The sequence below is a fragment of the Lysinibacillus sp. UBA5990 genome (assembly GCF_002429815.1).
In the GTDB taxonomy this organism is placed as follows: domain Bacteria; phylum Bacillota; class Bacilli; order Bacillales_A; family Planococcaceae; genus Lysinibacillus; species Lysinibacillus fusiformis.
Genome location: NZ_DJAY01000007.1, coordinates 184,832 through 199,032 on the forward strand (window position 1 = coordinate 184,832; position 14,201 = coordinate 199,032).

12 protein-coding genes are annotated in these 14,201 nt (G+C 35.3%); all 12 read left to right on the plus strand.

Going from position 1 to position 14,201, the window contains the following annotated elements:
- Window positions 1-16 precede the first annotated feature (16 nt).
- The 12 genes from rfbA (at window position 17) to B3D94_RS05175 (ending at window position 14,170) form a co-directional block, all read left to right on the plus strand.
- Entirely contained in the window at window positions 17-889 is an 873-nt protein-coding gene (rfbA, locus tag B3D94_RS05120; RefSeq protein WP_291755371.1) for a glucose-1-phosphate thymidylyltransferase RfbA, read from the plus strand.
- Between the two features lie 13 nt (window positions 890-902).
- The gene (gene rfbC, locus B3D94_RS05125; RefSeq protein ID WP_069480033.1) at window positions 903-1,460 is read left to right on the plus strand and encodes a dTDP-4-dehydrorhamnose 3,5-epimerase; all 558 of its coding nucleotides are present in this window, start codon (window positions 903-905) and stop codon (window positions 1,458-1,460) included.
- Window positions 1,461-1,470: 10 nt separating this feature from the next.
- The gene (gene rfbB / locus B3D94_RS05130; RefSeq protein WP_069480034.1) at window positions 1,471-2,481 is read left to right on the plus strand and encodes a dTDP-glucose 4,6-dehydratase; all 1,011 of its coding nucleotides are present in this window, start codon (window positions 1,471-1,473) and stop codon (window positions 2,479-2,481) included.
- Window positions 2,481-3,332, plus strand: a complete 852-nt coding sequence (gene rfbD / locus B3D94_RS05135; RefSeq protein ID WP_291755375.1) for a dTDP-4-dehydrorhamnose reductase — start codon at window positions 2,481-2,483, stop codon at window positions 3,330-3,332. Before rfbB ends, rfbD begins: the two co-directional genes overlap by 1 nt.
- A gap of 62 nt (window positions 3,333-3,394) precedes the next feature.
- On the plus strand, window positions 3,395-4,354 hold the full coding sequence (locus B3D94_RS05140) for a glycosyltransferase family 2 protein (RefSeq protein WP_069480036.1): 960 nt from the start codon (window positions 3,395-3,397) through the stop codon (window positions 4,352-4,354).
- Window positions 4,355-4,362: 8 nt separating this feature from the next.
- A complete protein-coding gene (locus B3D94_RS05145; RefSeq protein WP_069483235.1) occupies window positions 4,363-5,229 on the plus strand; it encodes a glycosyltransferase family 2 protein in 867 nt (288 codons plus the stop codon).
- Window positions 5,230-5,255: 26 nt separating this feature from the next.
- Window positions 5,256-6,647: an undecaprenyl-phosphate glucose phosphotransferase gene (locus tag B3D94_RS05150; RefSeq protein WP_069480037.1), complete on the plus strand. Its 1,392-nt coding sequence runs from the start codon at window positions 5,256-5,258 to the stop codon at window positions 6,645-6,647.
- Between the two features lie 84 nt (window positions 6,648-6,731).
- Window positions 6,732-7,616: a UTP--glucose-1-phosphate uridylyltransferase GalU gene (gene galU / locus B3D94_RS05155; RefSeq protein WP_069480038.1), complete on the plus strand. Its 885-nt coding sequence runs from the start codon at window positions 6,732-6,734 to the stop codon at window positions 7,614-7,616.
- A complete protein-coding gene (gene galE, locus B3D94_RS05160) occupies window positions 7,613-8,581 on the plus strand; it encodes a UDP-glucose 4-epimerase GalE (RefSeq protein WP_069480039.1) in 969 nt (322 codons plus the stop codon). Before galU ends, galE begins: the two co-directional genes overlap by 4 nt.
- A gap of 92 nt (window positions 8,582-8,673) precedes the next feature.
- On the plus strand, window positions 8,674-9,963 hold the full coding sequence (locus B3D94_RS05165; protein ID WP_069480040.1) for a glucose-6-phosphate isomerase: 1,290 nt from the start codon (window positions 8,674-8,676) through the stop codon (window positions 9,961-9,963).
- A complete protein-coding gene (locus B3D94_RS05170) occupies window positions 9,963-11,669 on the plus strand; it encodes a phospho-sugar mutase (RefSeq protein WP_069483236.1) in 1,707 nt (568 codons plus the stop codon). Before B3D94_RS05165 ends, B3D94_RS05170 begins: the two co-directional genes overlap by 1 nt.
- Window positions 11,670-12,277: 608 nt before the next feature.
- A complete protein-coding gene (locus B3D94_RS05175) occupies window positions 12,278-14,170 on the plus strand; it encodes a stalk domain-containing protein (protein WP_069480041.1) in 1,893 nt (630 codons plus the stop codon).
- Window positions 14,171-14,201: the final 31 nt, after the last annotated feature.

Genomic DNA, 14,201 nt, shown 5'->3' on the forward strand with positions numbered 1-14,201 from the left:
GCAGGAGTGGAACATTTTGAAGGGAATTATTTTAGCGGGAGGAAGCGGCACACGCTTATACCCCTTAACTCGCTCAGTATCTAAACAATTATTACCAATTTATGATAAACCAATGATTTATTATCCTTTGTCAGTACTGATGCTAGCTGGCATTAAAGAAATTCTTATTATCTCAACACCTGAGGATACCCCGCGTTTTGAGCAATTATTAGGTAATGGGCAGGATTTGGGATTAAGCTTATCATATGCTGTCCAACCGTCACCAGATGGCTTAGCTCAAGCCTTTATAATTGGGGAAGAATTTATTGGATCGGAGTCTGTTGCTTTAATTTTAGGAGATAATATATTCTATGGACATAAATTTACTGCAATGTTAGAACGAGCTGCTTCACGAGAAAATGGAGCTACAGTTTTTGGCTATAATGTTAAAGACCCAGAACGATTTGGAGTTGTTGAGTTTGATAATGAGGGTAAAGCAATTTCCATAGAAGAAAAACCTGAATTACCTAAGTCTAGTTATGCTGTAACAGGATTATATTTCTATGATAATCGTGTAGTTGAAATTGCAAAGTCTATTAAACCATCTCCTCGTGGAGAACTTGAAATTACGGAGATAAACAAGGCATATTTAGAGTCTGGAAATCTTCATGTGGAATTATTAGGTCGTGGTTTTGCATGGCTTGATACAGGAACGCATGAGTCTCTTTTAGAAGCATCCACTTTTATCGAAACGATAGAAAGAAGACAAAGTTTAAAGGTAGCATGTTTAGAGGAAATTGCTTTCCGTAAAGGGTATATTTCTAAAGAGCAGCTATTAGAGTTAGCCGAACCGTTAAAGAAAAATGGATATGGTCAATATCTTATTTCATTGGCGAATAAAAAATTATAAGGGGTCCTTTATTGTGGGATTTATTAAGACAAAATTATTAGATGCATATCTTTTTGAGCCAAAGGTATTTGGGGATAATCGAGGCTTCTTTATGGAAACTTATAACGCCCAACTATTTGAAGAAAATGGTTTCACATTTAACTTTATACAAGATAATCATGCGCTATCAAATGAGAGTGGTGTTCTACGTGGTTTACATTATCAATTAGAACCTTTTGCTCAAACGAAGATTGTACGAGTTACAAGAGGTGCCGTTTATGATGTTATTGTGGATATTCGTCAAGGATCTCCGACGTATGGCCAATGGGAAGGGTTTATATTAAGTGAAGGAAATAAGAGGCAATTACTTATTCCGCAAGGCTTTGCCCACGGCTATTGCACTTTAGTCGAAAATACAGAGTTTCTTTATAAGGTAGATAATTATTATTCTCCAGAGCATGATCGTGGGATTGCTTGGGATGATCCAGATTTAAATATAGCTTGGCCAACGTCAAATCCAATATTATCTGACAAAGATACAAAGCATCCTTATTTAAAGGATTTAGAACGACAATTTATTTTTAAAGGTTAGGAATGATAATATGAAGATTCTAGTAACAGGTGGAGCAGGTTTTATTGGTAGTAACTTTGTTAACTACATGGTTGATAAATATCCTGAATATTTGATTGTTAATGTGGATGCTTTAACATATGCTGGTAATTTAGAGAACCTAAAGCAATCTGAGAGTAAGCCTAATTATCAGTTTGTCAAAGCAGATATTATAGATGCAGAGACAATGGACCATGTCATTGGGAATGGTGTAGATGCTATCATTAATTTTGCAGCAGAGTCACATGTTGACCGTAGTATTACTAACCCAGGAATATTTGTACAAACGAATATTCAAGGAACACAGGTATTACTTGACGCTGCAAAGAAATATAATGTGAAAAAATATTTACAAGTATCAACTGATGAAGTCTATGGCTCGTTGGGGGAAGATGGATATTTTACTGAACAAACACCACTAGCTCCAAATAGTCCTTATAGTGCAAGTAAAGCAGGAGCAGACCTTTTAGTGCTTGCTTATCATGAAACATTTGGTCTACCAGTAAATATTACACGTTGCTCTAACAATTACGGTCCCTTCCATTTCCCTGAAAAACTAATTCCTTTAATGATTATTAATGCTTTAAAGGATAAAAAACTTCCTGTATATGGCGATGGTAAGAATGTCCGGGATTGGTTACATGTAACAGATCATTGCAGTGCAATTGATTTAGTTTTACATAAAGGCATAAATGGCGAAGTGTATAATGTAGGTGGACATAATGAAAAAACGAACTTAGAGGTTGTTAAAGAACTGTTAAAGCAGCTTGATAAGCCAGAATCATTAATCCAATATGTAGAAGATCGTTTAGGTCATGATCGACGTTATGCCATCGATCCGACGAAGCTTCAAAAAGAGTTAGGCTGGGAGCCAAAGTATACATTTGAAACAGGGTTAAAAGAAACTGTACGGTGGTATTTAGATAATAAAGACTGGTGGGAAAACATCATTTCAGGTGATTATCAAAACTATTATGATGAACAATATGGCGGTAAGCTATAATGAAAATTATAGTAACAGGTGCAAATGGGCAGCTAGGACAAGAGTTGGTAAAACAATTAACTGATAGTGAGCACGATTTGTTTGTATTTACTAAAACTGATTTAGATATTACAGATACGGAGAGAGTACTAACCGTATGTAATGATATCAAACCCCAAATTATTATTAATGCTGCTGCCTATACAAATGTTGATGGAGCAGAAACTAATGAAGAGTTAGCTTTTCAAGTAAATGCTGTAGGGCAGCGGAATTTAACTGTTGCAGCAGAAAAAGTTGGAGCAAAAATTTGTTACATTAGTACTGACTATGTTTTCAATGGACAAGCAACTTCTCCATATAATGAGTATATGAATGTAGATCCATTAGGTGTGTATGGGCAATCAAAGTATGCAGGTGAGTTTTTAACACAAACGCTTAACACAAAATATTTTATTGTACGTACAGCATGGGTTTATGGAGAGTATGGTCCTAATTTTGTGAAGACTATGCTAAAATTAGCTGAGGAAAAATCCGAACTGGGTGTTGTTCATGACCAAGTCGGATCTCCTACCTATACAGTCGACCTAGCAGAGTTCATTATTGAATTAGTGCAAACGGAGAAATATGGTATCTACCATTGTACAAATAGTGGAACATGTTCCTGGTTTGAATTTGCTCAAGAAATATTTAAATTAGCTAATAAAGATATCAAAGTTAAACCATTAACTTCAGATCAATTCTCAAGACCTGCAAAACGTCCTGCTTATTCTGTCTTAGGCGATTTGTCAGTTCGAATAAATGGCTTTATTCCTAGGAGAAGTTGGAAAGAAGCTTTAGATGAATATATAAACAAAAATAACAATCTCCATTAGATTGTTATTTTTGTTTATAAAGCTATAATTAAATTGTATTATAAAAGGAATAGAGGGGTAATTTGGCTAGTATAGCTGTTCAAATAGTTACATATAATAGTGCGGATTATATAGCAGATTGTTTAAATTCAGTGATTTTACAATCATATCCAGTTGAGAAGATAATAGTAATTGATAATGATTCAAATGATTGTATTAAAGACGTTGTTTCTCATTATTCAAATGTTTATTTTGTTCAAAATAGCATAAATAGTGGATTTGTAGGTGGTCATAACCAAGGTTTAAACTATGCTGAGACAGATTATGTTTTAGTATTGAATCCAGATGTGATATTAGATAAATATTATATAGAACATATTATAAAATTTATGCAGCTTAATGAAAAAGTTGGTGCTGCAACTGGTAAATTATATAGAGATTTAGATTCATATATTATTGACAGTACAGGGATTAATATTAAGAAAAGTCGTCGCGCAGTTGATCGGGGAAGTGGAGAAGTAGACCAAGGACAATATGATGATATGATAAATGTTTTTGGAGTTTCAGGTGCTGCAGCGGTTTATAAAAGAGAAATGATTGATATGATTTCAGAAGATGGGCGATTTTTTGATGAGAGTTTTTTTGCTTATAAAGAAGATGTTGATGTAAGTTGGAGAGCAAGGTTAGCAGGTTGGGAAATATGTTTTGTCCCTAAAGCCATAGCACAGCATGAACGTGGTTGGAAGGATAATAAATCAAGGAAGGATATCTCCCTTAAAACCAGAAAGCATTCCTATATCAATAGACATTTTTATATTATTAAAAATGATAACATATTTTACTTTTTATTGCATTTTCCTTTTATTTTTATATATGAAGCATCTTGTCTAGTTTATATTCTACTAAAAGAACGAAAGCTTTTTTATGCATATAAACTTCTTTTTATAGAGTATAAAAGTTTAAAAAATAAGAAAATGTTTATACAATCCTATAGAAAGGCTCCTTCGAAAAAGATTTATCAATATTTTAAAGGAATATGGTAAAAATTAAAATGGATTTAAGTATAGTAATTGTAAATTATAATACTAAAAAGCTAACAATTGATTGTATTCAATCAGTTATAAAATCAAATTTAAGTTTTCTATACGAGATTTTTGTAGTCGATAATGCTTCTTCAGATGGTTCTATAGTACAAATTCAGAATCTATTTCCTCAAGTGCAAACGATATCTAATAAAGAAAATGTCGGATTTTCCAAAGCAAATAACCAAGCAATAAGAGAGTGTAACGGACGTTATGTTTTATTATTAAATTCTGATACTATAGTGAATGAAAATACATTAGATAAAATTATTTGTTTCATGGATAGAGAAACGAATGTTGGTGTTGTTGGATGCGAAGTAAATTTAGCTGATGGTACATTGGATAAGGCTTGTCATAGAGGTTTTCCAACTCCAGAAGCTTCCTTCTATTATATGATGGGCTTAGCTCAAAAATATCCTACTAGCCCTAAATATAATAGCTATCATAAAAGCTACCTAAATATGAAAGAAATACATGACATTGATTGTTTAGTAGGTGCATTTATGATGGTAAGAAGGGAAGTTATTGAGCAAGTGGGGCTTTTAGATGAAGAATTTTTTATGTATGGGGAAGATATAGACTGGTGTTATAGAATTAAAGAAGCAGGATGGCGAATTGTTTATAATCCAACGGTATCTATTACTCACTATAAGGGTGCTAGTAGTAGAAAAAAACCATTTAAAATAGTGTATGAGTTCCATAGGGCCATGTATTTATTCCATAAAAAACATTATGCAAAAAGGTATAACTTTTTTGTTAATAGTGTCGTTTATACTGGAATTACATTAAAACTAACATCGGCTACAATAACTAACCTTTTGAAAAGAGTACATTAAATAATAAAATTAAATAGGTGATTAAAGTGATAAGAGGAAAAGAGCGCTTTATTACACAGCTATATATGACAACAGATTTCATCTTTATTCAATTAGCATTTGCTGTTGCATGGTATTTTCGCTTTGTAATTAATAAAGAGCAGCAAGGGTCTTATTTGCCACTAACGGATTATTTCATTTGGAACATTGTTTACTCGGTGGCATTTTTGGCTATAGGCTTTTTGATAGGCTTATACGTACCCAAAAGAAAAATGAAGTTTGCAAAAGAAATTTCTAAAATAATCCAAGTACAAATTTATAGTATGTTTGTTTTGTTAAGTGCTTTATTTATTGTTAAAACGATCGATATTTCAAGGATGTTCTTAATCATCTATCTTCTTGTAGGATTTTTGGTAATCGTCGTATATCGCTTTTTTGTTAAGCAACTATTAAGAGTGATGAGAAAAAAAGGCTTCAACCAACAGTTTGTCTTAATTTTGGGAGCGGGGTCAGTTGGAAATAGATATATAGAAAACTTAGATAACCATCCCGAATATGGGCTACAAGTAATTGGTTTTTTGGATGATTTTAAACAAATCGATAGTGAACAAAAAGTATTAGGAAAGATAGAAGATCTTCCAACAATACTAGAAAATAAAATAATTGACGAAGTAGTTATCGCATTGCCTTTAACAGTTTTTTCTAAATATCACCAAATTATAGTAGCCTGCGAAAAGGCAGGTGTACGAGTATCTATTGTGCCAGACTTCTATGATATCCTGCCTGCAACTCCATACTTTGAACGATTTGGTGATTTACCAGTTATCAATGTCCGGGACATACCATTAGATGAATATATAAATAGAGTACTGAAACGAATATTTGATATTGCTTTTTCGTTATGTGCAATACTTGTTATATCACCTTTGTTATTATTTATTGCTCTTGGCGTGAAATTAACCTCTCCGGGACCTATTTTATTCAAACAGGAGCGCGTGGGTCTTAATCGGAGAACGTTTTATATGTATAAATTTAGATCGATGAAACACATGACTGTAGAAGATTCTAATACACAATGGACGGTTGAAAATGACCCAAGAAGGACTAAATTTGGTACCTTCCTGCGAAAAACAAGCCTTGATGAATTTCCACAATTTTTTAATGTACTCAAAGGTGACATGAGTATTGTTGGACCAAGACCTGAAAGACCTTATTTTGTGGATCAATTTAAAGAAGAAATTCCAAAATATATGGTAAAGCATCATGTGAGACCTGGAATAACAGGATGGGCACAAGTATGTGGATTGCGCGGAGATACTTCAATTGAAGACAGAATAGAGCACGATATTCAGTATATTGAAAATTGGACTTTACTATTTGATATTAAAATAATTATGAAGACAATTATCAATGGCTTTGTAAATAAAAATGCCTATTAAATTAAATTCAATAGTTTTCAAATTTGATAGTGTTGTATAACACTGATTTGAAATCATGTGAATTTCTTTAGGAAGTGACGCTCAATGAAAAAAATCCGTAAAGCAATTATTCCAGCAGCTGGACTCGGTACACGTTTCCTTCCTGCTACAAAAGCAATGCCTAAAGAAATGTTACCAATAGTAGATAAACCTACGATTCAATATATTATAGAGGAAGCAATTGCATCAGGGATTGAAGATATTATTATAGTTACAGGTAAAGGTAAACGAGCCATCGAGGATCATTTTGATAATGCGTTAGAGCTTGAAACAAATCTACTTGAAAAAGGTAAATTTGATATTCTTGAAAAGGTGCAGGAATCTGCCAATGTAGAGATTCACTACATAAGACAAAAAGAGCCACTTGGTTTAGGGCACGCCATTTGGTGCGCTCGTAAATTTATTGGTGATGAGCCTTTTGCTGTCCTGCTTGGTGATGATATTGTAAAAAGTGAAGAGCCTTGTTTAAAGCAACTCATGAATCAATATGAGAACATTTTATCAAGTGTCATTGGTGTACAAGTGGTGGCAAATGAAGACGTTCATCGTTATGGTGTGATAGATCCGGTAAGCAGTGACAGCAAATTAATGCAAGTCACTAAATTTGTTGAAAAGCCTGCATTAAAGGAAGCGCCCTCTAACTTTGCCATTATTGGACGCTATATATTGACTCCAGAAATATTCCGCTTCTTAGACGAAAAGAAGAAGGGGAAAGGTGGAGAAATTCAATTAACTGATGCAATTGAATCTTTAAATGGTATCCAACGAGTTTTTGCCTATGCCTTTGAAGGAAGACGTTATGATGTTGGTGAGCAATTGGGGTTTATAGAAACAATTATTGATTTTGCATTAGAACGTGATGATTTAAGTGCGGGGATAAAAGAATTTATCTTAAAAAAAGCCAAACAGTTAAGTGGTGAAACGATATGATACTAGTTGTTGGTGGTGCTGGTTATATTGGTAGTCATTTTGTGAAAGAATTAGTAAAAACTCAGGATGTCGTTATACTGGATAATCTAAGCACTGGTCATGGTTGGGCAGTAGATGCAAGAGCTATTTTTATACAAGGTGATTTGGGAGATCCTGCTACTGTTCAACACATATTTGATACTTATAAAATAGAAGCAGTTTTACATTTTGCAGCATATAGCTTAGTCGGTGAGTCTGTAATAAATCCTCTGAAATACTATGAGAATAATGTTGTCGCTACATTAAATTTATTAAAAATGATGAAGCAAAATCAAATTAATAAGTTTATTTTCTCTTCTACTGCTGCAACTTATGGGATGCCGTCAGTTGATATCATTGATGAAGAAACGCCAACTTATCCAATCAACCCATATGGACAGTCGAAGTTAATGGTTGAACAAATACTAGCTGATTTCGCACAAAGCTATGGGATGAAATTTGTTGTTTTACGATATTTTAATGCGGCAGGGGCTTATGAAACTGCTGAAATTGGCGAATGTCATAATCCAGAAACACATTTAATTCCGATTATCCTTCAGCATTTAGGAGGACAAAGAGAATCAATTTCAGTTTTTGGCACTGACTATGATACACCTGATGGGACTTGTATTAGAGATTATATTCATGTCACTGATTTAGCTAACGCGCATTTATTGGCACTCGAGGCATTATTAGAAAATAGAATTGAAACAGCAACATATAATTTAGGTAATGGTCACGGTTATTCGGTGAAAGAAGTTATTGAAACGTGCGAGGGAATTACTGGGAAAAAGGCGAAAGTACAGTATGTTGAACGACGTTCGGGTGATCCTGCTAGGCTAGTCGCCAATGCGAATAAGATTTATTCTGAATTAGGATGGAAGGCCCGATTGGACATACAAGATATCATAAAAAGTGCATGGTTTTGGCATAAAAAACAATTCTAATTACCAATTCGACAGGGTTCGAGTTGGTTTTCTTTTTTTTATATGTCATAATATAGATATCAAAATTTACCTTTAGAAGAGAGGATTCTATAGTGTATACAGAAATTGTAAAAACAACATTGCTGAATTGTTCGCTAAATAATAGCGATCTTATTCAATATAAAGATCGTGTAAAAAAAATCCATAACACTTTGCCACAATTTCCTCTAACAGGCTGGATAGAGTCACCGCTAGAGAATCATGAAGGAATGCTTACTTCTATTGAAGGTGTAGCAAGTGAGATAAGAGCTTGTGCAGATGTTTTGGTTGTTGTAGGTGTTGGAGGCTCCTTCTTAGGTGCGCGTGCGATACAGGAAGCGTTGATGCCTTACTTCGGGCTAGCTAAGGGTGGTATCGAAGTTGTCTACGTAGGTCTTAATATGAGTGGAGCCTATATTAAAGAGCTTCTCGCTTATTTAAATAAAAAACAAGTATATGTCAATGTAATTTCAAAGTCAGGTGGGACAATGGAACCTGCGCTCGCCTTTCGTGTCATGCGTTTATATATGGAAGAGCGGTATGGTGAAAAGGCAACAGAGCGCATTATCGTAACGACTGATGCAGATAAAGGTCTATTAAAAGGAATTGCTGATACAGCAGGCTATCGTCAATTTGTCATACCTGCTGATGTGGGTGGGCGTTATTCTGTTTTAACTCCTGTAGGCTTGCTACCTATAGCTGTTGCAGGCGTAGATATTCGTGCTTTAATGAATGGTGCTCGTCATGCTGCAACAGAGCTAGCCGAGGAAGATTTGGCACATAATGATGCCTACAAATATGCGGTGATGCGTCATATGCTCTATGAGCAAGGCTATACGATTGAATTACTGGCTTCGTTTGAGCCAGGTCTCAATAAATTTCATGAATGGTGGAAGCAATTATTTGGTGAAAGTGAAGGGAAAGAGTATAAAGGGCTTTATCCTTCTACTGTCAACTTCTCTACCGACTTACATGCAATTGGACAGTTTATTCAGGAAGGCAGTCGTGTCATGTTCGAAACATTATTACATTTCCATGAGATTGAGGGCGATTTAGCCGTACCTTTTGACGCACGGAATGAGGATGGCTTAAATTATTTGTCGACACGTACTTTTAATGAAATTAATGCTATTTCTAAGCAAGGAACAGCCCTGGCACATGCAGAAGGTCAGGTGCCTGTTATTCAACTAGAATTGCCAAAGCTAGATGCTTATCATCTTGGTTATTTGATTTACTTCTTCATGAAGGCATGTGCGATGAGTGCCTGCTTATTAGAGGTTAATCCATTTGATCAGCCGGGCGTAGAAGCCTATAAAAGTAAGATGCTAGAGTTGTTGCAAGAAGAAAAGGTGATAAGTAAATGATGAATGTCCAAGATTTATATTATCATTGGTTAGCTCAGCCACTTCCGAGCTATTTAGCAGAGGAGCTTATTACTATTGCTCATGATGAACAGGCTATAGAAGATCGATTTTATCAATATGTATCATTTGGGACAGGTGGCATGCGTGGTGTGCTAGGTGTTGGAACGAATCGTATGAACATTTATACGATTCGTCGTGTGGCAGAAGGTCTTGCTCGTTATATTGAGTCTAATGGGGAAGAAGCTAAACAGCGTGGCGTTGTACTTGCATATGATACACGTCATTTTTCCTATGAATTTGCTTGTGAGACTGCAAGTATACTTGGAGCACATGGAATTCGTTCATATGTTTATAAAGAAGCTAGACCAACACCTCAGTTGTCGTTTACAGTTCGTAAATTAAATGCTTATGCTGGTGTAGTGATTACTGCAAGTCATAATCCAAAACAATATAACGGCTTTAAAGTGTATGGTGAAGATGGTGCACAGCTAACGCCAAAGTTTGCAAACGATATTGTTCACTATATGAATGACATAAGTGACATTTTTTCTATTAAGATAGAAGAACTTGCAATATTAGAACAGCAAGGGTATGTTACATGGCTTGCGAGTGATTTAGATGATGAGTACTTAAAATGTCTTTTAACTTTAAAAAATAATCAAGATGTAGCTTTACATATGAAGCTTGTTTATACCCCATTGCATGGAGCTGGTTTGGTGCCAGTTAGTGAAGGGTTAAGGGCATTCGGCTTTCAACAAGTGTACATTGTAGAACAGCAAGCTGTGCAAGATGGAGATTTTCCAACAGTTCCTTATCCAAACCCAGAGGAATCGAAAGCTTTTGAGTTAGCTATGAAACTTGGTGGACAGGTTGGGGCAGATCTATTGCTAGCGACCGATCCAGATGCTGACCGTTTGGGTGTAGCTGTAAAAGATGGCGATAGTTACGAGCTTTTAACAGGGAATCAACTTGGTGCTTTATTGCTGCATTATATATTGTCAACAAAACAACAACACGGTACATTACCTCAAAACGGAGTTATGCTAAAAACGATTGTTACATCAGAATTAGGTACTCATATTGCTAAAAAATACGATGTAGCGACAGTAAATACTTTAACAGGCTTTAAGTATATTGCTGAAAAGATTGCTGAATACGAACAAACAGGTGAATACTCGTATTTATTTGGCTATGAGGAAAGCTATGGATATTTAATTGAAACATTTGTGCGAGATAAAGATGCAGTTCAAGTTGCATTGAAAGTGGCTGAAATGGCTGCTTTTTATGAGAAGCAGGGCTACACATTGCTGGATCAGCTAGAAAATTTGTATAAGGAATATGGTTACCACAAAGAAACTCTGCTTTCCCAACAATTTGAAGGCAAAAATGGACAAGAAGAAATGCAGGTCATTTTACGACGTTTACGTGAAAATAGGCCAAAGAAAATTGCTGGTTTGGTTGTGCTTCGTACGGAAGACTATTTGGTAGGACAAGCTATATTAGCAAACGGTACAACAGAGAGACTAACCCTTCCAAAAGAAAATGTAGTAAAGTTTATCCTTGAGGACGATTCGTGGATTGCTATTCGTCCGTCTGGCACAGAACCCAAATGCAAGTTTTATATTGGTATAGTAGGTGAAACAGCAGAACAGGCACAGCAAAAGATTGAGCAGGTGAAGCAAGCTGTGCTAGAGATCGTAAGGTAGAAAAACTTAAAAAGCGCTCCTTTTTTAATTTGCAAATAAGTAATTAAAGAGGAGCGCTTTATCATTTTGAAATGAATTTTTAGAATAACCTATTAAGAGTCTATTAAATAATTATTGTTTCCCTAATATTTTTCATGTAGTTTAGTCCCTTTATTACCACAGTAGCATTATGAAAAGAGAATAATGCTACCTTATTCTCTACCCAAAACTAGCAAGCCTAGCCCCCTTTATTTTTCGTGCTACCACTATCCTTACAACCATCTGTTTATCTATTTCAGAATCATAAAATTTAGATTTTTCATTATTATGTATTTCTTTTTTAAAATAGTGTAAATGTAATGTAACTTTTTTATACGAAAACGAGTCTACTTAATGGAATAATTTGAGGTACTAGCATGAATAGAAACTATTTGTCCATATAGTCAAGGGAGTTTTACAGAAAATGCTCGTGTAAATTGGAAAAATATTTTGCTTATATGAAGCTTTTGAAGTAGAAGGCCTAGAACTCTAGTACCGAATTCTACTTTTTTCGATAAGAATCCCACATTTTGGGGTTTTTTCATGTTAAGATGTTAAAGACTATTGAATGTGAAAAAAAGGAGATTAGCATGTTTAAGAAACTAAGGAATACATGTATTGTATCAGCAGTTGCTTTGGCTACAATATTGCCTGGACAAGCGTCTGCATCAGCAGCTAGTAACAATGGAATTCAGATAAAAAACAATGTTTCGATTACGATTAATGGAGAGACGATTAGTGTCTATGACCCTATTTTAAATAAATCCGATTTCCTATTATTACCAATGCGTGCCTTGTATGAAGCGATTGGTGCGAGTGTTGACTGGAACAAGGAAACATTGACAGCTTCAGCTACTCGCAATGGAAAGATGGTAGATTTAACAATTGATTCAATGACGGCAATAGTAGATGGACAAGAAGTGGCGATGGATGTTGCACCATTTATGTATAAAGATCGTACATATATGCCATTGCGTTTTGTAAGTGAAAACTTTGATGGCAATGTCAATTGGGATCCGGTTACGCAATCAGTAGATATTACGCTATCAGATGAACAACCAGAAACGCCTCTGGAAGATCCTTATATTCTACATATCAATAACAAACGTATCGTGATGAAAGATCCTATTATTATGAAAGATTCAAGATCTTATTTACCAGCTAGCTATATCCATGATTATTTAGATGATTCTGCTGGCACATGGTTACCTGACAAATCCTTCGAACTACAGGTTGCAGGCATGAACTTTGTTTTCAAGGATAATAGTAATGAAGTTCTTGTAAATAACGAGACTGTAACATTAGTAGAAAAGCCATTTATTCAAAAAGGAAAAATGTATGTCCCTATTTCGTTCCTTGTGAATGCGTTAGGCGGGAATTTGCGTTATATCAGCGATAAAAAAGAAATGTATATTTACGTTTATCGCTATATGTTCACTAGCTCCTTCCTTGAAAAATCATATGGCACGACGTCATCACCAACAACTGTTCCTTCAGCTCGTTTAGAGGGGGACCGTGATCTATTTATTAGTGATAATCCAGAGACATTAACACGTAAGCTTGTACCAATGAACAATATGACGCTTGCACAATATGATGTGAAACCTACGGCAACGACGAATAAGCATCGTGTCTTTGGTTGGCATTACAACACGTTAGGCACAGATGTCAATATTGGGATTACGGTTCAAAACAAGTCTACGACAGAAAGCATTAAGGTCACTGATTCAAGAGGTATTAACCAAAAAACAGGTAATAGCTGGGTAGGTCACGATATTGGTTTGACGATTGCGGACGCTACGTTAAATAACAAGCTTAATAAATCGGACAGTAGTGGTATTGTCATTGCACCAGGAGAAACAAAGGTCATTGAAACATACGACCTACACCACGATTATATTATTGGTTTTTTACATGATTTAGATATTCAAGCGATGAATGGTGGAAAACCAGAGTATACGATTCGCACTGTGCTTACAAAGGATAATAGTGATTTAACAACGATTCAATCCGATCAGGTTGCGATTGATGAGTATGCGAAACATCCAAGAGGTGCTTGGCCAAGTGCTACGATTCTAGCAGAACTACCAGCTTATACAGTAGACTCACCTGAGGTAGGCTATAACATTTCTAATGGTCGTACAGATCATCTACAAACGGCTGAAAATTCATTATCACAAATTAATGGAGCAGTCGGAAATCCAGGCCATTTCGGTATGAACTACAAGGTTTCTATCCCAGTTGATAATCCAACAGGCTCAACAAAAACGATTAAGCTGAAACTTGCTGGTCGAGGGGGCTTATACAGTGGTGCTATTAAAGTCAATGGCAAAGTATATTTAGTACCTTCATTAAGAGTAGGGGCGGAGTATGTTGAATTACCTGATTACAAGATGAAGGGTTCAAAAGATACGATTGAATTAGAGCTGATCCATGCTGGTGGGGTCAATCTTCCAGTAGCAATTTATGTAGAAACAAAATAAAGAAGTCACTGGCACGGGTCATTTAGACATG